This is a genomic window from Streptomyces sp. NPDC027672, from assembly GCF_055566335.1.
Window position 1 is genome coordinate 98,977 of record NZ_JBVHSO010000014.1, and the last position, 21,978, is coordinate 120,954.

17 protein-coding genes are annotated in these 21,978 nt (G+C 73.7%); 8 read left to right on the forward strand and 9 right to left on the reverse strand.

Features of this window, described 5'->3' with window-relative positions:
- Positions 1-6: 6 nt before the first annotated feature.
- The 7 genes from ACZ4SV_RS29365 to ACZ4SV_RS29395 all read right to left on the reverse strand — a co-directional run bounded on the left by ACZ4SV_RS29365 (position 7) and on the right by ACZ4SV_RS29395 (position 8,881).
- Positions 7-891, reverse strand: coding sequence for a carbohydrate ABC transporter permease (locus ACZ4SV_RS29365; RefSeq protein ID WP_397972195.1), 885 nt, complete (start codon positions 889-891; stop codon positions 7-9).
- Positions 888-1,823 (reverse strand): carbohydrate ABC transporter permease, encoded by a 936-nt coding sequence (locus tag ACZ4SV_RS29370; RefSeq protein WP_365874178.1) that lies wholly within the window; start codon positions 1,821-1,823, stop codon positions 888-890. The genes ACZ4SV_RS29365 and ACZ4SV_RS29370 overlap by 4 nt, the downstream gene beginning before the upstream one ends.
- A gap of 80 nt (positions 1,824-1,903) precedes the next feature.
- Positions 1,904-3,637, reverse strand: coding sequence for an L-arabinonate dehydratase (gene araD / locus ACZ4SV_RS29375; RefSeq protein WP_468007786.1), 1,734 nt, complete (start codon positions 3,635-3,637; stop codon positions 1,904-1,906).
- Entirely contained in the window at positions 3,634-4,545 is a 912-nt protein-coding gene (locus ACZ4SV_RS29380; protein ID WP_397941764.1) for a dihydrodipicolinate synthase family protein, read from the reverse strand. Before ACZ4SV_RS29380 ends, araD begins: the two co-directional genes overlap by 4 nt.
- On the reverse strand, positions 4,542-5,198 hold the full coding sequence (locus ACZ4SV_RS29385; protein ID WP_398216469.1) for a GntR family transcriptional regulator: 657 nt from the start codon (positions 5,196-5,198) through the stop codon (positions 4,542-4,544). The genes ACZ4SV_RS29380 and ACZ4SV_RS29385 overlap by 4 nt, the downstream gene beginning before the upstream one ends.
- A 1,581-nt stretch (positions 5,199-6,779) precedes the next feature.
- Positions 6,780-7,943: a hypothetical protein gene (locus ACZ4SV_RS29390; protein WP_468007789.1), complete on the reverse strand. Its 1,164-nt coding sequence runs from the start codon at positions 7,941-7,943 to the stop codon at positions 6,780-6,782.
- Positions 7,940-8,881 carry a 5-dehydro-4-deoxyglucarate dehydratase gene (locus ACZ4SV_RS29395; protein ID WP_365882449.1) on the reverse strand — a complete coding sequence of 314 codons (942 nt, stop codon included), beginning with the start codon at positions 8,879-8,881 and terminating at the stop codon, positions 7,940-7,942. Before ACZ4SV_RS29395 ends, ACZ4SV_RS29390 begins: the two co-directional genes overlap by 4 nt.
- 255 nt (positions 8,882-9,136) lie before the next feature.
- On the opposite strand from ACZ4SV_RS29395, the gene ACZ4SV_RS29400 reads away from it, so the two are divergent.
- The 7 genes from ACZ4SV_RS29400 (at position 9,137) to ACZ4SV_RS29430 (ending at position 16,632) form a co-directional block, all read left to right on the forward strand.
- A complete protein-coding gene (locus tag ACZ4SV_RS29400) occupies positions 9,137-9,946 on the forward strand; it encodes an NAD-dependent epimerase/dehydratase family protein (RefSeq protein ID WP_397941757.1) in 810 nt (269 codons plus the stop codon).
- Positions 9,947-10,357: 411 nt separating this feature from the next.
- On the forward strand, positions 10,358-11,128 hold the full coding sequence (locus ACZ4SV_RS29405; protein WP_365882453.1) for a DeoR/GlpR family DNA-binding transcription regulator: 771 nt from the start codon (positions 10,358-10,360) through the stop codon (positions 11,126-11,128).
- A 128-nt stretch (positions 11,129-11,256) separates the two neighbouring features.
- Positions 11,257-12,627: an ABC transporter substrate-binding protein gene (locus ACZ4SV_RS29410; RefSeq protein WP_397948251.1), complete on the forward strand. Its 1,371-nt coding sequence runs from the start codon at positions 11,257-11,259 to the stop codon at positions 12,625-12,627.
- On the forward strand, positions 12,624-13,559 hold the full coding sequence (locus ACZ4SV_RS29415) for a carbohydrate ABC transporter permease (protein WP_468007792.1): 936 nt from the start codon (positions 12,624-12,626) through the stop codon (positions 13,557-13,559). The genes ACZ4SV_RS29410 and ACZ4SV_RS29415 overlap by 4 nt, the downstream gene beginning before the upstream one ends.
- Complete coding sequence (locus ACZ4SV_RS29420; RefSeq protein WP_365882459.1) at positions 13,556-14,380, forward strand: carbohydrate ABC transporter permease; 825 nt, start codon at positions 13,556-13,558, stop codon at positions 14,378-14,380. The genes ACZ4SV_RS29415 and ACZ4SV_RS29420 overlap by 4 nt, the downstream gene beginning before the upstream one ends.
- Positions 14,377-15,366, forward strand: coding sequence for a zinc-dependent alcohol dehydrogenase family protein (locus tag ACZ4SV_RS29425; protein WP_365882461.1), 990 nt, complete (start codon positions 14,377-14,379; stop codon positions 15,364-15,366). The genes ACZ4SV_RS29420 and ACZ4SV_RS29425 overlap by 4 nt, the downstream gene beginning before the upstream one ends.
- A gap of 60 nt (positions 15,367-15,426) precedes the next feature.
- Positions 15,427-16,632, forward strand: coding sequence for a TerD family protein (locus ACZ4SV_RS29430; protein WP_468007795.1), 1,206 nt, complete (start codon positions 15,427-15,429; stop codon positions 16,630-16,632).
- Positions 16,633-16,749: 117 nt separating this feature from the next.
- On the opposite strand, the gene ACZ4SV_RS29435 is transcribed toward ACZ4SV_RS29430, so the two are convergent.
- Positions 16,750-18,207: an alkaline phosphatase PhoX gene (locus ACZ4SV_RS29435; RefSeq protein WP_468007797.1), complete on the reverse strand. Its 1,458-nt coding sequence runs from the start codon at positions 18,205-18,207 to the stop codon at positions 16,750-16,752.
- Between the two features lie 236 nt (positions 18,208-18,443).
- Entirely contained in the window at positions 18,444-19,868 is a 1,425-nt protein-coding gene (locus ACZ4SV_RS29440) for a hypothetical protein (protein WP_468007799.1), read from the reverse strand.
- Between the two features lie 267 nt (positions 19,869-20,135).
- Between ACZ4SV_RS29440 and ACZ4SV_RS29445 the strand changes: the two genes are divergently transcribed.
- Positions 20,136-21,962, forward strand: a complete 1,827-nt coding sequence (locus ACZ4SV_RS29445; protein ID WP_468007800.1) for an endonuclease/exonuclease/phosphatase family protein — start codon at positions 20,136-20,138, stop codon at positions 21,960-21,962.
- Positions 21,963-21,978: the final 16 nt, after the last annotated feature.

The window sequence follows — 21,978 nt, forward strand, 5'->3', positions numbered from 1 at the left end:
GCGGTCTCATCCCTTCACCGCCCCGGCGCTGAACCCGGTGATCAGCCACTTCTGGATGAAGGCGAACACGATCACCACGGGCACGGCCGCGATGATGCCGCCCGCCGCCAGGGCGCCCAGGTCGACGCTATCCGCGCTCATCAGGGTGTTCAGGCCGACCGGGATGGTCTGCTTGCCCTGGTCGGACAGGAACATCAGGGCGAACAGGAAGTGGTTCCAGGCGTGCACGAAGGCGAAGGAGCCGACGGCGATCAGCCCGGGCCGCAGCAGCGGCAGGACGACGATCCGGAAGGCGGTCAGCCGGTTGCAGCCGTCCACCCAGGCGGCCTCCTCCAGGGAGTAGGGCACGTTCCGGATGAAGCCGCTGATCAGGATCATCGACAGCGGAAGCTGGAAGACGGTCTCGGCGAGGACGACGCTGCCCAGCGAGTTGATCATCCGCAGCCCGGCGAAGATCTGGAACAGCGGCACCAGCAGCAGCGCGCCCGGCACGAACTGGGAGCAGAGCAGGGCCAGCATGAAGCCGCGCTTGAGGCGGAAGTCGAACCGGGCGAGGGCGTAGCCGCCGGCCAGGGAGACGACGGTGGTGAGCACCAGCGTGGCGAGGCCGACGTAGACGCTGTTGGTGAAGTAGGTGCCGAAGCTGCGTTCGGTCCACACCTTCGCGAAGTGCTCGAAGGTGACCGGCCAGGGCACCAGGGAGGTGGAGCCGGCCGGGCGGAGCGCGAAGAGCAGGATCCAGTAGAAGGGGATCAGCGTGAACAGGAGGTAGACGGCCAGCGGGACGTAGATCTGCCAGCGCGGGACCTCGTCCCAGGCGCGGTGCCGGCGGCCGGGCCGGGCGGGCTGGGCCGCCACGCGCCCGGGGGCGGGAGCGATCTCGGTGATCACCTGGACGCACCTCCGAACTTGCTCAGCCGCAGGTAGACGACCGAGCAGAAGAGCAGGATCACGAACGCCACCGTGGTCAGGGCGGAGGCGTAGCCGAAGTTGTGGGCGTCGACGGAGGTGTTGGCGATGTACAGCGGCAGGGTGGTGGTCTCGCCGGCCGGACCGCCGCCGGTCAGGGTGTAGAGCAGGTCGACGTTGTTGAACTCCCACACCGCGCGCAGCAGCGTGGACAGGACGATCGCGTCCTTCAGGTGGGGCAGTGTGATGTGCCGGAACTGCTGGAGCCGGCTCGCCCCGTCCACCTCGGCGGCCTCGTACAGGTCCCGGGAGACGGACTGGAGGTCGGCGAGGATGAGGATCGCGAAGAACGGCACTCCCCGCCACAGGTCGGCGACCACCGCGGCCGGGAACACCGTGGAGGTGTCCGACAGCCAGCTCGTGCCGTAGGAGCCGAGGCCCGCGTCGGCGAGGTAACGGCTCACGCCCGTCTGGGAGTTGTACAGCAGCACCCAGATGGCGGAGGTCAGCACGCCGGAGACGGCCCAGGGCGAGAAGACGAGCGCGCGGCCCACCGCCCGCCCCACGAACGTCTGGTTGACGATGAGCGCCAGGGCGAGGCCCAGCAGCAGTTGCAGGGCGACCTCCACCACGACCCACTTGGCGCTGAAGGTGAGCGAGTCCCAGAACTGCGGGTCGTGGGCGAAGGCGTGGGTGAAGTTCTCCAGGCCCGCGAAGCCGTTGCGCCAGGGCTTGGTGGGGTTGTAGTCGCGCAGGCTGTAGTAGAAGACGCTGAGCACCGGGTAGGCGATGAAGCCCAGCATCAGCAGGGCCGCCGGGGCGATCAGCAGGTACGGCAGCCTGCGCGGGGTCGCGGAGGCACGGCGCCGCCGGGGTGGCGCGGGCGGTGTCGCCACGGCTGCGGCTTGGGCCATGACTGTTCTCCGTTCTCGGTGAAGCGCTTTCCGATCGGTGTTCGAGATCCCGGCCAAGGGCGGCCGGGATGCGGGGCGGCTCAGCCCGCGTACGGGTCCCGCACCGTGCCGGGCCGCGCGAGGAACTCGAAGTCGCAGCCGGTGTCCGCCTGGGTGATCTGCTCGTTGTAGAGCGCTCCGTAGCCGCGCTCGTACCGCGCGGGCGGCGGGGTCCACGCCGCCCGGCGCCGCGCCAGCTCCTCGTCGTCCACGTGGAGGCGGAGGCTGCGGGCGGCGACGTCCAGGGTGATGAGGTCGCCGCTGCGCACCAGCGCCAGGGGGCCGCCGACGTACGACTCCGGGGCCACGTGCAGCACACACGCGCCGTAGCTCGTGCCGCTCATCCGGGCGTCGGAGATGCGGACCATGTCCCGCACGCCCTGCTTCAGCAGGTGGTCCGGGATCGGCAGCATGCCGTACTCGGGCATGCCCGGGCCGCCCTTGGGGCCGGCGTTGCGCAGCACCAGCACGTGGTCGGCGGTGATGCCGAGCGCGGGGTCGTTGATGGTCCGCTGCATGGTCTTGTAGTCGTCGAAGACGACGGCCGGGCCGGTGTGCCGCAGCAGACGCGGCTCGGCGGCGATGTGCTTGATGACCGCGCCGTCCGGGCAGAGGTTGCCGCGCAGCACGGCGACCCCGCCCTCGGCCGCGACCGGGTTGTCCCGGGGCCGGATCACGTCGTCGTCGTGGACCAGGGCGCCCGCCAGCTGTTCGCGCAGGCTGTCGTGGGCGACGGTCGGGCGGTCCAGGTGGAGCAGGTCGGTGATCCGGGAGAGGAAGCCGGGCAGCCCGCCGGCGAAGTGGAAGTCCTCCATCAGGTACTTCCGTCCGCCCGGGCGGACGTTGGCGAGCACCGGGACCGTGCGGGCGATGCGGTCGAAGTCGTCCAGGGTGAGCCGGACGCCCGCCCGGCCGGCCATGGCGATCAGGTGGATCACCGCGTTGGTGGAGCCGCCGAGGCCCAGCACGGTGGTGACGGCGTCCTCGAACGCCTCCCGGGTGAGGATGTCGGCCAGTGTGCGGTCCCGGTGGACCAGTTCCACCGCGGTCAGGCCGGCCCGCGCCGCCATCCGGTCGTGCCCGGAGTCCACCGCCGGGATGCTGGAGGCGCCCGGCACGGTCACCCCGAGGGCCTCGGCCGCCGCGGTGAGCGTGGACGCCGTGCCCATCGTCATGCAGTGGCCCGGCGAGCGGGCCAGGCCGCTCTCCAGCTCGGCCAGTTCGCAGTCGCCGATGAGCCCGGCCCGCTTGTCGTCCCAGTACTTCCACATGTCGGTGCCGGAGCCCAGGACCTCACCGCGCCAGTGGCCCGGGAGCATGGGGCCGGCGGGCACGAAGACCGCGGGCAGGCCGGCGGAGGCGGCGCCCATCAGCAGCGCGGGCGTGGACTTGTCGCAGCCGCCCATGAGCACCGCGCCGTCGACCGGGTAGGAGCGCAGCAGCTCCTCGGTCTCCATGGCGAGCAGGTTGCGGTAGAGCATGGGGGTCGGCTTCTGGAAGGTCTCGCTGAGCGTGGCGACCGGGAACTCCAGCGGGAAGCCGCCCGCCTGCCACACCCCGCGCTTGACGGCCTGGGCGCGCTCGCGCAGGTGGACGTGGCAGGGGTTGATGTCGGACCAGGTGTTGAGGATGGCGATGACCGGCTTGCCGAGGTGTTCCTCGGGCAGGTAGCCGAGCTGGCGGGTGCGGGCGCGGTGGCTGAAGGACCGCAGGCCGTCGGTGCCGTACCACTGGTGGCTGCGCAGTTCCTCGGGCCGTTTGCGGGGCGCGCTCATATGGACCATCCGGCGGCGATGGCGGCGACCTCGGCGCGCTGGTCCTCGGGCAGCGCCCTGCTGGGCGGGCGGACGTCCCGCCGGCACAGGCCGAGCGCGGCCAGGGCCTCCTTGACGACGGTGACGTTGTCGGCGTTGCCGTGCGCGGCGCGCAGCTCCTCGAAGCGGCGGATCCGCTCCCAGACCTTCATGGCGGCCGGGTAGTCGCCGCGGCGCAGCGCCGCCAGCATGGTCCGGGAGAGGGCCGGGGCCACGTTGACGAGTCCCGAGGTGAAGCCGGTGGCGCCCGCGGAGAAGTAGGAGGGCGCGTACGGCTCGGCGAGTCCGGCCACCCAGACGAAGCGGTCCAGGCCCGCGTCCCGGGCGAAGGCCGCGAACCGGGCGGCGTCCGGGACGGCGTACTTCACGCCGATCACGTTCGGGCAGTGGCCGGCGAGTTCGCCGAGCCGGGCGCCGGGAAGCTGCGCGTTGCGGATGTACGGCACCACGCCCAGCTCGGGGACGGCCTCGGCGATCGCGCGGTGGTAGTCGACCCAGCCGGCCGCCGAGACGTACGGGTGCACCGGCTGGTGCACCATGACCATCCCGGCGCCCAGGTCGCGGGCGTGCCGGGCGGAGGCGATGGCGGTGGGCAGGTCGTGGCCCACGCCGGCCAGGATCGCGGCGCGGCCGCCGGCCTCCGCCGCGGTGGTCTCGGCGACCAGCCGGCGCTCCTCGGGGGTGAGGGCGTAGAACTCACCGGTGTTGCCGTTCGGGGTGAGGGTGGTGATCCCGCCGTCGAGCAGGCGGCGCAGCAGGGCCCGGTGGGCGGCGGTGTCCACGGAGCCGTCCGCGGCGAACGGGGTCACCGGGATGGCCACCACGTCGGCCAGGGCCGCCCGCTGGGTCTCGAAGGTCACGCTGCTCATCGCTCGCCTTCCGTCGCGAGGGGCTCGGGGAACGCCCGGTGTACGAAGGACGCGATGTGGGCGCGCAGGGCCTCGGCGGCCCCGTCGGCGTCGCCGTCCAGCGCGCGCCGCAGGATGTCCCGGTGCTCGGCGGCCTCCCGCTCCCAGGACGGGTCGGCGGCCCAGGCGACGGTGGAGACCAGGGCGGCCTGGTCGCGGACCTCGTCCAGCATCCGGGCGAGCAGCGGGTTGCCGCACGGCAGGTACAGGGCGCGGTGGAACTCCCGGTTGGCGAGGGAGCGTTCGGCGGTGTCGGTGGCGTCGTCGGCGCGGGTCAGCGCGGAGCGGGCGGCGTCGAGGGAGGCGCCGCCCCGGACGGACCGGCGCAGAGCCTCCGGCTCCAGCAGCAGCCGTACGTCGTAGACCTCGCGCGCCATGTCCGCGTCCACCATGCGCACCGTGACGCCCTTGTACTGGCTCATCACGACCAGGCCGGTGCCGGCGAGGGTCTTCAGCGCCTCGCGCACCGGGGTCTTGGACACCCCGAACTGCGCGGCCAGCTCCGTCTCGACCAGGGCCTGACCGGGCGTCAACTGCCCGGTGAGGATGCGGTGTTTGATCGCGTCCAGCACGTACTGCGTGCGGGACGGGATCGGCGTGGGCACAGAGGTCATACGGCCCTCTCGGATCTCACATATCGCGTCTCATATATGACGTACGAAGTACGACGCGTCGAAGGTAGGAGGGGCCACGGATTTCGTCAATGCTTCCGACAAAGAACGTGCGGATGACGGGAGTTCGGGCGGGCCTCGACGGCGGTTCGTGGTGGGCGGGATCGCGCCGGCGGCGGGCGGAGGGGTGGCGGTTTGCGACGATTCACGGTGGTCCGGATCGCGGGTCACGGTGGCCGGGATCGCGCCGACGGCGGACGGGGGCACGTCGGTTCACGGTGGGCGGGATCGCCCTGGCGAGCGCGGTGGCGGGTCCGGTCGGGGTGTGGGAACCGGTGGCGCGGCGGCCGGCGCGGCCGCCGGCCCGGGGCCGCCCTGAGGGCCGTTCGCCGCCGTGCGGCGCGAACGCCCGGAGCGCTGCTCGGCCGGGCTGCGGCGACCGCGGGCACGCCGCTGCCCCCCGGCCGCCGCGACCGGACGTAGCGCCGGGGCCGGTCCGATGGCGGCGGCCGGTCCGGGGCCGCCCTGGCGCCGGGCCCCGCGGCCACCGCCGTGCAGCGCGAGACGCCCGGACCGCCGCGCGGCCAGGCGACGGCGACCACGGGCTTACCGCCGGGCCGGTCCGGGGGGGCCGGTCGCCGCCCGTGGGGCGCGGGACGCCGGGACGCCGCTGCCCACGGACGCCACGACCGGGCACGCCGCCGGGTCCGGTCGGGTGGCAGTGGCCGGCTCGGGGCCGCCCTGAGGCCGGGCACCGCGGTCCCCTCCGCGCGGCGCGAGACGGCCGGACTGCCGCTCGGCCGGGCTACGGCGACCGCGGGCACGCCGCTGTCACGGACGCCGCGAACGGGCCTACCGCCGGGACCGGGCCGGTGGCAATGGCCCGCCCGGCCCCGCCCTGGGGCCCGGCACCGCGGCCACCGCCGTGCAGCGCGAGACGCCCCGCCCGCCACTCGGCCAGGCGACGGCAACCACAGACTTACCGCCGGGGCCGGTCCGGTGGGCCGGTCGCCGCCCGTGGGGCGCGGGACGCCGGGACGCCGCTGCCCACGGACGCCACGACCGGGTTTAGCGCCGGGGCCGGGCCGGTAGCAGTGGCCCGCCCGGAGCCGCCCTGGCGCCGGGCCCCGCGATCACCGCCGTGCGGCGCGGGGCGCCCGGGACGCCGCTCGGCCGGACTGCGGCGACCGCAGGCACGCCGCGAACGGGCCGCCGGGGCCGGTCCGGGGGCAGTGACCGACCCGGCCCCGCCCTGGGGCCGGACGTCGCAGTCACCGCCGTGCGGCGCGAGACGCGGGGGCCGCCGCTCGGCCAGGCGACGGCGACCGCGGGCACGCCGCTGTCCACGGGCACCACGAACGGGCTCGCCGCCGGGGCCGGGCCGGTAGCAGTGGCCCGCCCGGAGCCGCCCTGGGGCCGGGCCCCGCGGTCACCGCAGTGCGGCGCGGACGCCCGGGCCGCCGCTGGCTGCGGCGACCGCGGGCGCGCCGCTGGCTACGGGCGCGGCGAGCGGGCTCGCCGTCGGGGCCGGGACGTTGCCGTTGCCGGGGGCTCTGGGGTTGGTTGTGGGGGCGTTCTGTTGGTTCAGGGGGTGGGCAGGGCTGTGCGGACTGCTGCCAGGTCGTCGTCCGAGGCCAGGCCGGCGTGGTAGAGCCGTAGTTCGGTCGCGCCGTCGGCCCGTGCGCGGGACGCGTCCGCCGCGAGGGTGCCGGGGCTGCCGCCCATGCCGGCGACGACGGTGAGGTTGGCGGCCAGCACCGTCCCCTCCCGGGCCCGCGCGGCGAACGGCGCCAGCAGGGCCGTACCGCCCGTGCAGGGCACCACCACGCCGTCGGCCACGGACAGGATGTGCGCCGGGTCGACGCCCGCGTTGGCCCCGCAGTGGTAGGAGACCGGGTCGGCGTGCAGCAGGACCTGGAAGCCGTGGGGCGCGGCGGCGCGCACGGCGGCGACGGCCTCCTCCTGGAGGGTGCGGGCGGTGGTGTCGCGCCAGGCGCGCGTGACGGCCGCCGTCTCCTCGCCGAGCAGCTTGCCCACCGTCGGCCAGCCCTCGTCCCCGGCCGCGCCCCGCCACAGCGGTTCCAGGGCCTCGCGCACGGCCGCGGCCAGCGCACCGGCGTCCAGGCCGAGTGCGCCGTAGCCGGCCTGGCAGGACGGGCAGAAGCACAGGGACATCAGGTACTGGCCGGCCTCCCCGAGGGCCACGCCGGCCGTCTTGTCGTGGGCGTGCAGGTGCTGGAGCCCGTACCAGCCGAGGGACTCCAGTTCGGTGCCCCGGGCGCCGGGGCGTACGGCGGCTTCGGCGGCCAGGTCGGTCAGGTACGCGCGCGTGGCGGGCTGGGCGATGCAGGGCGCCCACGGATAGCGGTCGCCGTAGGCGTTGACGACGCTGGTGTCGGGATGCTCGGCGCCCATGCGGGAGTTGTGGGCGAGGACGACCCAGGTGTGCACCTCCAGGCCGGCCGCGGCGAGCGCGCCGGCCGCCGCGCCGTAGGCGTCGCCGGGGGCCCAGCGGCCGGCGGGGTAGGGCCGCAGACCGCGGCCCGCCCAGCGGGTGCCCGGCGGGTAGAGGACGGCCGCGTACTCGGCGGTGACGACGCGGTGGCGCGGATGGCGCGGGGTCAGCGCCCGGGTGGAGTGGTAGGCGGCGGCGAGGGTGACCTGCTCGACGCCGAGCCCGGCGAGGCGCTCGGGCGCCTCGGGGTCGCCGACGACGTCCCAGGGGTAGACGAACGCGGACGCCTTCACGCGGCCCCCTCCAGCAGCGCCTGCCCGCGCTCGATCAGCCGGGCGAGCTGCTTGACGTGCTCCTCGGCCGGCTCGTGCAGCGGCGGCCGGACCTCGCCGACGTCCAGGCCGCGCAGCCGGACGCCCGCCTTGACCAGCGAGACCGCGTATCCGCGGCCCTGGGCGCGCAGTTCCACGAACGGGCGGTAGAAGCCGTCCAGGAGGCGGTGCGCGGTGGGCAGGTCGCCGCTCTCCAGGGCGCGGTGGAAGGCGAGGGCGATCTCCGGCGCGAAGCAGAACACGGCGGAGGAGTACAGGGTGACGCCGAGCGCGCGGTAGGCGAGCTGGGTCTGCTCGGCGGTGGGCAGTCCGTTGAAGTACAGGAAGTCGCCGGGGACCTCGGTGCGGACGGCGCTGATGACGCGCTGCATCAGATCGAGGTCGCCCAGGCCGTCCTTGAGGCCGATGACGCCGTCGGTGCGGGCCAGTGCGACCACGGTCGGCGGGGTGAACACGGCGTTGTCGCGCTGGTAGACGACGACCGGCAGGTCGGTGGCGGCGGCGACCTCCCGGTAGTGCCGCAGCAGCCCCTCCTGGCCGGCGAGCACCAGGTACGGCGGCATGGCGAGGAGGCCGTCGGCGCCCGCGTCGGCGGCGAGGCGGGCGTAGCGGACGGCGAGCGCGGTGCCGTACCCGGCGCCCGCGACGACCGGGACGCGCCCGTCGGCCGCCTCGACGGCGGCCCGGACGCAGTCCGCGAACTCCTCCGGCAGCAGCGCGTGGAACTCGCCGGTGCCGCAGCAGGCGAAGACGGCGGCGGCACCGGCCTCGACACCGGCGCGCACATGGGCGCGGTAGACGTCCAGGTCGGGTGAGCCGCCGGGGCCGTAGGCCGTGACGGGGAAGAAGAGCGGCCCGGTGGGTTCGCGGAGCCGGGCGGCGAGAGGGGCTGGCGTCACAGGCGCTCCCTGTCGGTGCATGCTTCTGATCGTCGTCTATATTCCTGAACGACAGCACGCTACGGTCCGTCATCCGAGCGGGTCAAGCGCCCGAACGGGCAACACCGGTGCGGATCTCCCGCCGCCGGGGCACACTTGACGGGGCATGGCACACCTCCCTAGCGTGTCCATGGATGTGAACAACATCCACACACGCGCCTGTTGTCTCCCGGCCGCCCCGGCCCGCCGGCTCTAGGACACCAAGGAGATCGAAGGATGCCCGCTCCCCGCACCGTCCTGCTCACCGGCGCCGCCGGCGGGCTCGGCACCCTGATGCGGTCCCTGCTGCCGGAGTACGGCTACACGCTGCGCCTGCTCGACGTCCGCCCCGTCGAGGGCGAGCCGGACGCGATCACCGCGGACCTCGCCGACCGGGACGCGCTGCGCGAGGCGGTGCGGGGCGTGGACGCGGTCCTGCACCTCGCGGGCATCTCGCTGGAGGCGCCCTTCGAGAAGATCCTCCGCTCGAACATCCAGGGCACCTACCATCTCTACGAGGCCGCCCGCGAGGCCGGGGTGCCGCGGATCGTGTTCGCCTCCTCCAACCACGCCGTCGGCTTCACACCGGCCCCGCGCCCGGGCGAGCCGCTGATCCCGGTCGACACCCCGCGCCGCCCGGACACCTTCTACGGCCTGTCCAAGTCCTTCGGCGAGGACCTGGCCCAGCTCTACTGGGACAAGCACGGCCTGGAGACCGTCTCCGTGCGCATCGGCTCCTGCTTCCCGGAGCCCACCAGCGTCCGCATGCTCTCGGTATGGATGAGCCCGGCCGACGGCGCGCGCCTGTTCCACGCGGCCCTGACCGCCGAGGGGGTCGGCCACACGGTCGTCTACGGCTCCTCCGCCAACACCCGTCTGTGGTGGGACCTCGGCAGCGCGCGGGCGCTCGGCTACACGCCCCGGGACGACTCCGAGCCGTACGCCGCGAAGCTCCTCGCCGAGCAGGGCGAGCCGGACCCGGACAACCCGGCCCACACCTGCCTGGGCGGCCACTTCGTGAACGACCCGCCGATCTGGCCGTACTGAGCCGCACCCCGGGCCGGGCGCCGGCCCGGGACGGATCCGAGCGCCCATGAGGGACGAGCACCCACGAGGGCCCGGTGGCGGCTGACGGCGGGTCAGGCGTCTCACGGCCGCGCACGGCGTCTCACGGCGTCTCACGGCGACTCACGGCGACTCACGGCGGCCGGAATCAGCCGTCCCCACGCGCGGGCGGGCACCGAACGGGCCCGTCCGCGGCCGTGTCCGGGCATCCGGTGTGCCCGTTCCCGCTCCGCTCCGGACAGTCGCGCAGGTCCGCCGCGGGCCCGGCCCGTACCGAACGGGCCGAAGCGGGCCCGATCGGGCCCGCAACAGACCTGGTCAGCGCCGCGCACCGACGGTAGAACTTCCCCCATGGGCCCGAACGGGCAGTGCCACAGGGAAGTGGGTGACGACATGCGCACAGGGACCGCCGAGGAGCGCCGGCGGGAGATCGTGCGGACCGCGCGCGCCACCGGCTCGGTGGACGTCACCGCCCTCGCCGCCGCGCTCGGCGTGGCCAGGGAGACCATCCGGCGCGACCTGCGCGCGCTGGAGGACCACGGTCTGGTCCGCCGCACCCACGGCGGCGCCTACCCGGTGGAGCGCGCGGGCTTCGAGACGACGCTCGCCTTCCGCGCCACCAGCCACGTGCCCGAGAAGCGCCGGATCGCCGCCGCCGCGGCCGGTCTCCTCGGCGACGCGGAGACGGTCTTCGTCGACGAGGGCTTCACCCCGCGGCTCATCGCCGAGGCGCTGCCCGGGGGCCGGCCGCTGACCGTGGTCACCGCGTCGCTGCCGGTCGCGGGCGCCCTCGCGGAGGCGGAGAACGTCTCCGTGCTGCTGCTCGGCGGCCGGGTCCGCCGGGGCACCCTGGCCACCGTCGACCACTGGACGACGAAGATGCTGGCCGGCTTCGTGCTCGACCTCGCCTACATCGGGGCCAACGGCATCTCCCGCGAGTACGGTCTGACCACGCCCGACCCGGCGGTCGGCGAGGTGAAGGCGCAGGCCGTCCGGGCCGCCCGCCGCACGGTCTTCGCGGGCGTGCACACCAAGTTCGGCGCGGTCGGCTTCTGCCGGTTCGCGGAGGTCGGCACGCTGGAGACGATCGTGACCAGCACCCTCCTCCCGGCCGCCGAGGCCCACCGCTACTCCCTGCTGGGCCCGCAGGTCATCCGGGTCTGAGCCTCCGCCCGCCCGTCCTCGGGGACCTCCCCGCCCCGAGGACGGCCTCCCCCGCCCGCACACCACCCTTTATCTCCCTGTACATCCCCTTCCTTTCCTCCTTCTCCAGCTATCCCCAGGAGCGATCCATGCGCACCCCGAGCCGACGGAGGCCGCGAGCCACGCTCGCCGCGGCCGCCGCAGGGACGCTGCTCGCCCCGCTGCTCACCGGCTGCTGGGCCGGCGCGGGCGGGACCGGTTCCGGCGGCGACGCCATCAACGTCCTGATGGTCAACAACCCGCAGATGACCGAGTTGCGGAAGCTGACCGCCGCCCACTTCACCCAGGACACCGGCATCAAGGTCAACTTCACGGTGCTGCCCGAGAACGACGTCCGCGACAAGATCAGCCAGGACTTCGCCAACCAGGCCGGGCAGTACGACGTGGCCACCCTGTCCAACTACGAGATCCCGATCTACGCCCGCAACGGCTGGCTGCGCCCGCTGGACGCGTACGTCGCGAAGGACCCGTCGTACGACGAGAAGGACGTCCTGAAGCCGATGCGCGAGGCCCTCACCGGCGCCGACGGCAAACTGTACGGACAGCCCTTCTACGGCGAGTCGTCCTTCCTGATGTACCGCAAGGACGTGTTCGCGGCCAAGGGCCTGACCATGCCCGCCCGCCCCACCTGGCACCAGGTCGCCGAGCTGGCCGCCGAGGCGGACGGCGCCCGGCCCGGGATGCGCGGCATCTGCCTGCGCGGACTGCCCGGCTGGGGCGAGCTGACGGCGCCGCTGACCACCGTCGTGAACACCTTCGGCGGCACCTGGTTCGACAAGGACTGGAGGGCCCGGCTCGACTCGCCCGCCTTCGAGAAGGCGACGAAGTTCTACGTCGGCCTGGTCCGCCGGCACGGCGAGTCCGGCGCCGCCCAGTCCGGTTTCGCCGAGTGCCTGAACAACATGACACAGGGCAAGACGGCCATGTGGTACGACGCCACCTCCGCGGCCGGTCTGCTGGAGGCGGACGACTCCCCGGTCCGGGGCAAGCTGGGCTACGCCCCGGCACCGGTGGAGAAGACGCAGTCCTCCGGCTGGCTCTACACCTGGGCCTGGGGCATCCAGCATGCCTCCCGCAACCCGGACAAGGCGTGGAAGTTCGTGTCCTGGGCCTCCGGCAAGGGCTACGAGCGGCTGGTCGGCGAGACCAGCGGCTGGTCGAACGTCCCGGCGGGCAAGCGCGCCTCCACCTACGCCGACGCCGGCTACCGCGCGTCCGCCGCCGCGTTCCAGGAGATGACCAGGCGGTCCATCGAGAACAGCCGCCCGGACGACCCCGGCGTCCAGCCGCGCCCCGCGCCCGGCATCCAGTTCGTCGGCATCCCCGAGTTCACCGATCTGGGCACCAGGGTCTCCCAGGAGATCAGCGCGGCCATCGCCGGACGCCAGTCCGTGGACGCGGCCCTGGAGAAGTCCCAGCGGCTCGCCGAGCACATCTCCGAGGAGTACGAGGGACGATGACCGCGACCACCGCACCCGTTGCCGCCACGCCGGTACGCGCCGCCCGCCGGCCCTCCGCCCGGCTGCGCGCCTGGGCCACCCGGGCCCCGCTGCTGCCCGCCCTCGTCTTCATGATCGTCGTCACCCAGCTGCCGTTCGTGGCCACGCTGGTGATCTCCTTCTTCGACTGGAACGCCCTCTACCCGAAGGCCCGCCGCTTCGCCGGCCTCGACAACTACCGCCGGGTCCTGACCGACGCCGAGCTGCGCCACTCGGTGTGGACGACCGTGCTGCTGACGGTGACGGTGGTCCTGGTCAGCCTGGTGCTCGGCCTGGTCCTGGCGCTGCTGCTGGACCGCAGGTTCCGCGGCCGGGGCCTGGTCCGCACCCTGCTCATCGCGCCGTTCCTGGTCGTCCCGGTGGCCGCGGCCCTGCTCTGGAAACATGTGCTCTACAACCCTGAGTACGGCTTGTTCAACGGGTTGCTGCACTATGTGGGCGGGCCCCAGCCCGACTGGATCTCGCACACCCCGCTGCTCGCGGTCGAGGCCTCCCTGGTCTGGCAGTGGACGCCGTTCATGATGCTGATCCTGCTCGCCGGCCTGCAGAGCCGCGACCACGAGCAGATCGAGGCCGCCCGGGTGGACGGCGCGAACGACTGGCAGGTCTTCCGCCATCTGACGCTCCCGCACCTGCGCCGCTATCTGGAGCTGGGCGCCCTGCTGGGCTCGGTCTACATCGTGCAGAACTTCGACGCGGTCTTCACGATCACCTCCGGCGGGCTGGGCACCGCCAACCTGCCCTACACCGTCTACCAGAGCTTCTACCAGGCCCACGAGAACGGTCTCGCCTCGGCCGCCGGCGTCCTGGTGGTCATCGGCTCCCTCGCCCTCGCGACCTTCGCGCTGCGCGTGGTGTCATCCCTGTTCCGCGAGGAGGTGTCCCCCGTATGAAGGCCGTACGACGCCACGGGCCGGCGCTGCTGGCCTGGCTGGCCGGGATCGTGTTCTTCCTGCCGATCGCGTGGATGGCGCTGACGTCGTTCCACTCGGAGGCCGACGCGGCGACCAGTCCGCCGTCCTTCGGCGCCGCCCTCACCCTGGACGGCTACCGCGCGTTCTTCGGCGGCGACGGCGGGCCCGGTCCCTGGCCGGCGCTGGTCAACTCCACGGTGGCCTCCGCCGCCTCCACGCTCTGCGTCCTGCTGCTGGCCCTGCCGGCGGCCTACGCGCTGTCGATCCGCCGGGTGCGCAAGTGGACCGACGTGCTGTTCTTCTTCCTGTCCACGAAGATGCTGCCGGTGGTGGCCGGTCTGCTGCCGGTCTACCTGTTCGCTAAGCACACCGGGACGCTGGACGACATCTGGCTGCTGGTGCTGCTGCACACCTCGATGAACCTGCCGATCGCGGTGTGGATGATGCAGTCCTTCCTCGCCGAGATCCCGGTCGCGGTGATCGAGGCCGCGCGGATCGACGGCGCCCGGCTGCCCACGGTCCTCGCCCGCGTGGTGGCCCCGATCGCCCTGCCCGGCATCGCCGCCACCGCCCTGATCTGCTGCATCTTCAGCTGGAACGAACTGCTCTTCGCCCGGGTGCTGACGGGCGTGGTCGCCGAGACCGCCCCCGTCTTCCTGACCGGCTTCATCACCAGCCAGGGCCTGTTCCTGGCGAAGGTGTGCGCCGCGTCGCTCGTCATCTCCCTGCCGGTGCTCGCCGCGGGGTTCGCCGCCCAGGACAAACTGGTCCAGGGCCTGTCGTTGGGAGCCGTGAAATGAAGGCCGCCGTCATCGAGGCCGTGGGCCGCGCCGTCGTCACCGAGGTCCCCGACCCGACGCCCGGACCCCGCGAGGTCGTCGTCGAGGTCGCCGCCTGCGGCCTGTGCGGCACGGACCTGCACATCCTCCAGGGCGAGTTCGCGCCCCGGCTGCCGATCATCCCCGGGCACGAGTTCGCGGGCACGGTCGTCGGCACCGGCACCCGGGTCACCGAGCTGGCGGTCGGCGACCGGGTGGCCGTGGACCCCTCGCTCCACTGCCACGAGTGCCGCCACTGCCGTACCGGGCACGGCAACCTGTGCGAGCGGTGGGCCGCGATCGGTGTGACGGACCCGGGCGGCGCGGCCCGGTACGCCGTCGCCCCGGTGGCGAACTGCGTACGGCTGCCCGAGCACGTGCGCACCGAGGACGCGGCCCTGGTGGAGCCGCTGTCCTGCGCGGTGCGCGGCTACGACGTGCTGCGCTCCCGGCTGGGCGCGCACGTCCTGGTCTACGGCTCCGGGACCATGGGGCTGATGATGCTGGAGCTGGCCAAGCGGACCGGCGCGGCGAGCGTGGAGGTGGTCGACGTGAACCCGGACCGCCTGGAGACCGCCCGCCGGCTCGGCGTCTCGGGCGCCGCGGGCAGCGCGGACGAACTGGACCGGCCGCAGGGCTGGGATGTGGTCGTGGACGCGACCGGCAACGCGGCGGCGATCCAGGACGGCCTGGGCCGGGTGGCGAAGGCGGGCACGTTCCTCCAGTTCGGCGTGGCGGACTACGCGGCGCGCGTGACCATCGACCCGTACCGCATCTACAACCAGGAGATCACGATCACCGGTTCCATGGCCGTGCTGCACAGCTTCGAGCGGGCGGCGGAGCTGTTCGCGAGCGGCGTGCTGGACCCGGAGGTGTTCATCAGCGACCGGATCGAGCTGGCGCGCTATCCGCAGGCGCTGGAGCAGTTCGCGGCGGGCGTGGGGCGCAAGATCGTGGTGGTGCCGTAACCCGTTCGGCTGGTAAGGGAACGGTAAAGCGGTGTCGTTCGTTCTCCCGGCATGACAGCTATGACCCCTGGTTCGAACATCGCTCTCCCGGTCGCGCGCGTGACGGTGGACGTCTCCGCCCCGGTGCGGCTCGATGTGTCGGGCCTGCTGCTCACCGGCGACGGCAAGGTGCGGTCCGACGGCGATTTCATCTTCTACAACCAGCCGAACGGCCCCGGCGTGACCTACCGCTCGGGCGGCGGCACGGCTCCGGACGCGGTCACGGTGGACACCGCCGCCGTGCCGCCGGAGATCGAGAAGATCGTCGTCACGGCCAGCCCGGACGCGGCCGGCCAGACCTTCCAGGGCATCGAGCCGACGGCCACGGTCCGGGACGCGGACGGCGGCGCCGTGCTGGCGACGTTCACGCCGCCGCGGCTCGGCACGGAGACCGCGCTGGTGATCGTGGAGATCTACCGCCGCGGCGGCCAGTGGAAGGCGCGGGCCGTCGGTCAGGGGTACGCCGACGGTCTCGCGGGCATCGCGACCGACTTCGGCGTGACGGTGGAGGAGCCGGCCCCGGCCCCGGCCGTCTCCCCCACGGCCCCGGCCGCTCCCCCGGCCCCGCCGCAGCCGGCCGCCGTGCCGCAGCCGGCCGCCGTGCCGCCGCGGCCGGCGACCCCGCCGCCCGCCCCGGCGCCCGGGGCCGGGAAGATCAACCTGGACAAGGGCCGGGTGAGCCTCCAGAAGAACCAGACCGTGTCCCTGGTCAAGGGCGGCCGGCCGCTGCTGACGCAGGTCCGGATGGGCCTCGGCTGGGAACCGGCGTTCCGCGGCAAGGACATCGACCTGGACGCCTCGGTGATCGCCTACGGCCCGCGGCGCAACCACCTCGACAGTTGCTACTTCGGCAAGCTGGCGATCCTGAACGGCGCGGTGCAGCACTCCGGTGACAACCTGACCGGTGAGGGCGGAGGCGACGACGAGGCCATCATGGTCGACCTCGGCCGGCTGCCCCAGGAGGTCACCGGCCTGGTCTTCACGGTGAACTCCTTCTCCGGGCAGAAGTTCACCGAGGTCGCCAAGGCGTACTGCCGTCTGCTCGACGCGGCGACGGGCGAGGAACTGGTCCGCTTCGACCTCACCGGCGCGCAGCCCCAGACCGGCGTCCTGATGGCCAAGCTGGTCCGCCAGTTCTCCGGCGAGTGGGACATGACGGCCCTGGGCGACTTCGTGAAGGCCCGCACGGTACGGAACATGGTGGATCCGGGGGCGAAGGCGCTGTAGCCCGGCAGGCACGGCCGTCACACCGGCGCCGGGGACCCGCCGTCGGCGTGACGGCCGTCCCCGGCCGGGGCTTGGCCGGGCCGGGGACGAGGTGTGCTCAGCGCCGCGGGCGGGGGGTCACCGCTTGTGCCGCTTCCAGGGGCCGGTGATCGCCAGCATGATGCCGGGGGTCTGGATGTTCGCGAACAGGGTCCGGCCGTCGGGCGAGAAGGTGACGCCGGTGAACTCGCTGTACTCCGGCTCCGCGGCGGTGCCGATGTTCAGCTCGTTGCGGGCGATCGGGTAGGTCCGGCCGCTCTCGGTGGCGCCGAACAGGTGCTGGACGCCCTCGCCGTCCTCGGCGATGACCAGGCCGCCGTACGGCGAGACGGTGATGTTGTCGGGGCCGTCGAAGGCGCCGTCCACGGCCGGGTCCGGGTTGACGCCGAACAGCACCTTCAGGGTGAGGGTGCGGCGCTTGGGGTCGTAGAACCACACCTGGCCGTCGTGCTGGACCGGGCTCTCCTGGCGGGCGAAGGAGGAGACGACGTAGACACCGCCGTCGCCCCACCACATGCCTTCCAGCTTGCGGGCCCGGGTGATCTGGCCGTCCGTGAACTGCTTGCGGACGGAGACGGTCCGGGCGTCGCGGTCGGGGACGTCCACCCAGTCCACGCCGTACACCGTGCCGGTCTTCGTGGCGCGGGACAGGTCGTCCACGAACCGGCCGCCGGAGTCGAAGCACCTGAAGGCCTGGAGCACGCCCGCGTCGTCGGCGAGGGTGCGCAGCTTGCCGCGGCCGTGGCGGAAGTCCTCCGGCGGGGTCCAGCGGTAGAACAGGCCGTTGGGGCCGGAGGCGTCCTCGGTGAGGTAGGCGTGGCCGTGCCGGGGGTCGATGACGACGGCCTCGTGGGCGTAGCGGCCGAACGCCTTGACGGGCTTCGGCTCCCGGTTGGCCCGGCGGTCGGCCGGGTCGACCTCGAAGACATAGCCGTGGTCCTTGGTGAAGCCGTTCTTCCCGGCCTTGTCCTCGGTCTCCTCGCAGGTCAGCCAGGTGCCCCACGGGGTGCTGCCGCCCGCGCAGTTGGTGGCGGTGCCGGCGATGCCCACCCACTCGGCGACCTCGCCGCCGCGGCGGACCTCGACCACCGTGCAGCCGCCGGCCGCCGCCGGGTCGTAGACGAGGCCCTCGGCGAGCGGCACCGGGTGCGGCCACTGGGCGCGGGCGCCGGCCAGCTCGTGGTTGTTGACGAGCAGGGTGGTGCCGCGCGGGCCGGCGAAGGCGGCGGTGCCGTCGTGGTTGGACGGGGTGAACTCGCCGGACTCCAGCGTGGTGCGGCCGCTGTAGGTGACGATCTCGTAGCGGAAGCCGGCGGGCAGGGCGAGTATGCCGTCCGGGTCGGGGACCAGCGGGCCGTAGCCGACGCCGTGGTGGTGGTGGTCCCCGTGGTCCCCGTGCGCGGCCCCGGCGCTCTCGGTCTCCGTGGCGGCCAGGGCGTTCGGCGCGGTGGCGAGGGCGCCGACGCTGCCCGCCAGCGCGACCCCGGCGCCGGTGAGCGCGGATGTCCTGGCGAAGTCCCTGCGGCTGAGCGTCATGGTGTCTCCTGTGACGGCGTTGCGGTGTCGTGGAGGGTGGGGGGCCTCGGTTCGGCGCACACGCTCCCGTCCGGCCGTGAACGGGAGTTGAACACCGGGCCACCACGGCGGCGCCTGTTCCATGAATCCGTATACGGCTCACCATGCGGCCGTATACGGCGGACCCCCGGCCGTCCTGCGCCGGGAGTCCGACCGTCCTGCGCCGGGAGTCCGGCCGTCCCGCGTGGGCGGCCCGCTCAGCCGCCGTGCTGGGAGCGGGCCTTGAAGGCCGCCTTCCGGGCCTCCTTGGCCACCTTCTTGTCCGGGTGCAGCCGTCCCATCGCGTCCAGCACCTCGGCGGTCGCCGGGTGGTCCACCCGCCAGGCCGCCGCGAAGAACCCGCCGTGCTGGGCGGCCAGCCCCTCCACCAGGGCGCGCAGCTCCTCGGAGTTGCCCTCGGCCGCCAGTTGCGCGGCCAGCGTGTCGACGGTCAGCCAGAACACCATCTCCTGCGAGGGCGGCGGCACGTCCGCGGCCCCGTGCTCGCTCAGCCAGACCCGGGCGAGGCCGCCCAGCTCCGGGTCGTCCAGCACCTCGCGCAGCGCGGGTTCGGCCTCGGCGCCGACCAGGGTCAGCGCCTGCTGGCAGCGCAGCCTGCGCAGCGGGGCGCCGGCGTCCGCGCCGCGGGCGGCGGCCAGCAGCTCCCGGGCCGCGGCGAGCGGTTCGCGGCGGCCGAGCCACTGCTCGGTCTCGGCGCGGGCGGCGTCCCGGCCGAACCGGGCGGTGCCGTCGAGCAGCACGTCCGCGGCCTCGTCGGCCAGGTCGCCGGCGGCCGGCGCGGTGAACCCGGCCTCCAGCAGCCGCGCCCGCAGCCCGTACACACCGAGCGGGGTGAGCCGGACCATGCCGTAGCGGGAGACGTCGGTGTCGTCCACGGACGGCGCCGGCTCCTCGTCGGCGTCGGCCAGCAGGGCCTCGTCCACCGGCTGGTAGGCCACGAGCCCGGCCGGCTCCAGCGCGCGGAACTGCTCGTCCAGCCGGATCATCGCGTCGGAGACCCGCTCCAGGACGTCGTTGGTGGGCTCGCCCATGCCGTCGGGCACGAGCATCGACGCGGCCAGCGCGGGCAGCGGGACGGGGGCCTCGCCGGGGCCGTCCTCACCCACGGTCAGCAGATAGAGGTTGCCGAGGACGCCGTCGAGGAACTCCGCCTCGGCCTGCGGGTCCCAGTCGAGTGACGAGAAATCGACCCTGCCGTCGTCGTCCACCGCGTCCGCGAGATCGTCCAGGCCGGGGACGGCCGCGTCCGCGACGACGGTCTCCAGTACGGCCAGCCACACCCCGAGCACGTCCCGCGGGGAGCCGGTGAGCCGCGCGAGCCCCGCGCCGGGCCGGACGGTGCCGGCCGCCTCGTCCTCGATCTCGACCAGGCCGGCGTCCACGGCGATCCGCCACGCCTCGGCGGCGTACGCGGCGGCGTCGTCCCCGGTGAGTCCCAGCAGGCCGGCGGCGGCCGGCAGCTGCTCCTCGGCCAGGGCGCCGTCGGCGTCCACGCGGGTGCCGGGGCCGGCCCAGCGGGCGAGGCGGGCCGCCCGGGAGAGCAACGGCGTGGACAGTGCGGCACGCGCCAGCTCCGCTTCGGGGTGCAGCCGCGCGGGCGGCAGGGGGGAGCTGTCTGACATCGGGTGGTTCTCCTCGGACCGTGAACGGGCTCAGCCGCTCAGCCTAGACGGATATCCACCCATGCCGCCCGGTTCATCTCCCCGTCGGGGGCCGTACATGGCCGAAACCTTGACAACTCCCCCGGCCAGGCAGGAGATTGACGCGCGTAGAAGCCGGGGGGACAGGTGTTCACCCGACGCTGCGCGTGTCACACAGGGCCACCAGCACCCCACGTCTCCCACACCGCCCGCACCCCGGCGCCCATGCCCGTCCCCGGAGGGAATCCCTTGCCGAGCAGGTCTTCCGCGCGTCTCGGCGCGCTCACCGTCGCCGCCGTCTGCAGCGCGGTCTCCGCCGTCGTCCTCACCTCTCCCGCGCACGCCGACTCGGTGCGCGTGCACGACATCCAGGGCACCACCCGGATATCGCCGTTCGCCGGGCAGAAGGTGACGGACGTGTCCGGCATCGTCACGGCCACGCGCTCCTACGGCTCCTCCCGGGGCTTCTGGCTCCAGGACCCGGCCCCCGACGACGACCCGGCCACCAGCGAGGGCGTGTTCGTCTTCACCAGCTCCGCGCCGAAGGTGGCGGCCGGTGACGCGGTGACGGTGAGCGGCACGGTCACCGAGTTCGTCCCGGGCGGCGCCTCGTCCGGCAACCAGTCGCTGACCGAGATCACCAAGCCGCAGGTCACCACCGTCTCCACGGGCAACGCGGTGCCGGCGCCGGTCGTGATCGACGAGGACGCGGTGCCGGACGCGTACGCCCCGCAGGGCGACCCGGCCGCCGCCGGCTCCGTCAACGGCCTCGCCCTGGACCCGTCGGCGTACGCGCTGGACTACTACGAGTCCCTGGAGGGCATGAACGTCCAGGTCGCCGACGCCCGCGTGGTCACCGCGACCGACCCGTACAGCGAGCTGTGGGTCACGGTGAAGCCGTGGGAGCACCGCAGCCGCCGCGGCGGCACGGTGTACGGCTCCTACGACGCGCAGAACACCGGCCGGCTCCAGATCCAGTCGCTGGGCCCGGCCGCCGGCTTCCCGCAGGCGGACGTCGGCGACACCCTGGCGGGCGCCACCACCGGCCCGCTGGACTTCAACCAGTTCGGCGGCTACACCCTGGCCGCGAGCAGCCTCGGCACGCTGGACGGCGGCGGCCTGGAGCGCGAGACCACGCGCCGGCAGTCGGAGCGCGAACTGGCGGTGGCGACGTACAACGTCGAGAACCTCGACCCGTCGGACACCACCTTCGACCGGCACGCCGCCGCGATCGTGGACCGCCTGCAGTCGCCGGACATCGTGTCCCTGGAGGAGATCCAGGACGACAACGGCGCGGTGAACGACGGCACGGTCGACGCGAGCCGGACGGTGGCGAAGCTGATCGACGCGATCGTCGCGGCGGGCGGCCCGAGGTACGACTGGCGCTCGGTCGACCCGGTCGACGGCCAGGACGGCGGCGAGCCCGGCGGCAACATCCGCCAGGTGTTCCTGTTCAACCCGGACCGGGTGTCCTTCACGGACCGGCCGGGCGGCGGCTCCACCACCGCGGCCGGTGTCGTCAAGGCGCACGGCAAGGCGCGGCTGACGGTCTCGCCGGGCCGGATCGACCCGGCGAACGCGGCGTGGAACAACAGCCGCAAGCCGCTCGCGGGCGAGTTCGTCTTCCGCGGCAAGACCGTCTTCGTGATCGCCAACCACCTCAACTCCAAGGGCGGCGACCAGGGCCTGACCGCCCAGTACCAGCCGCCGGTGCGCAGCTCGGAGGTCCAGCGGCACGCCCAGGCGACCGTGGTGAACGCGTTCGTCAAGGACATCCTGGCCGCCCAGAAGAACGCGGAGGTGATCGCGCTCGGCGACATGAACGACTTCGAGTTCTCCGGCACCGCGCGCATCCTGGAGGGCGACGGCGAGCTGTGGTCGGCGATCAAGTCGCTGCCGCGCGGCGAGCGTTACACCTACGACTACCAGGGCAACCAGCAGGTCCTGGACCAGATCCTGATCAGCCCGGCGATCCGCCGCGGCGGCGACTTCGCGTACGACAGCGTGCACATCAACGCGGAGTTCCACGACCAGATCAGCGACCACGACCCGCAGGTGCTGCGGTTCCGCCCGTGACGCGACGGGTCCGACC

Coding starts and splice junctions, on each gene's coding strand:
- ACZ4SV_RS29430 (WP_468007795.1), top strand. CDS start 15,427: ATGACCCCTGGTTCGAACATCGCTCTCCCGGTCGCGCGCGTGACGGTG.
- ACZ4SV_RS29425 (WP_365882461.1), top strand. CDS start 14,377: ATGAAGGCCGCCGTCATCGAGGCCGTGGGCCGCGCCGTCGTCACCGAG.
- ACZ4SV_RS29380 (WP_397941764.1), bottom strand. CDS start 4,545: ATGAGCAGCGTGACCTTCGAGACCCAGCGGGCGGCCCTGGCCGACGTG.
- ACZ4SV_RS29370 (WP_365874178.1), bottom strand. CDS start 1,823: ATGGCCCAAGCCGCAGCCGTGGCGACACCGCCCGCGCCACCCCGGCGG.
- ACZ4SV_RS29440 (WP_468007799.1), bottom strand. CDS start 19,868: ATGTCAGACAGCTCCCCCCTGCCGCCCGCGCGGCTGCACCCCGAAGCG.
- araD (WP_468007786.1), bottom strand. CDS start 3,637: ATGAGCGCGCCCCGCAAACGGCCCGAGGAACTGCGCAGCCACCAGTGG.
- ACZ4SV_RS29415 (WP_468007792.1), top strand. CDS start 12,624: ATGACCGCGACCACCGCACCCGTTGCCGCCACGCCGGTACGCGCCGCC.
- ACZ4SV_RS29420 (WP_365882459.1), top strand. CDS start 13,556: ATGAAGGCCGTACGACGCCACGGGCCGGCGCTGCTGGCCTGGCTGGCC.
- ACZ4SV_RS29385 (WP_398216469.1), bottom strand. CDS start 5,198: ATGACCTCTGTGCCCACGCCGATCCCGTCCCGCACGCAGTACGTGCTG.
- ACZ4SV_RS29405 (WP_365882453.1), top strand. CDS start 10,358: ATGCGCACAGGGACCGCCGAGGAGCGCCGGCGGGAGATCGTGCGGACC.
- ACZ4SV_RS29400 (WP_397941757.1), top strand. CDS start 9,137: ATGCCCGCTCCCCGCACCGTCCTGCTCACCGGCGCCGCCGGCGGGCTC.
- ACZ4SV_RS29410 (WP_397948251.1), top strand. CDS start 11,257: ATGCGCACCCCGAGCCGACGGAGGCCGCGAGCCACGCTCGCCGCGGCC.
- ACZ4SV_RS29435 (WP_468007797.1), bottom strand. CDS start 18,207: ATGACGCTCAGCCGCAGGGACTTCGCCAGGACATCCGCGCTCACCGGC.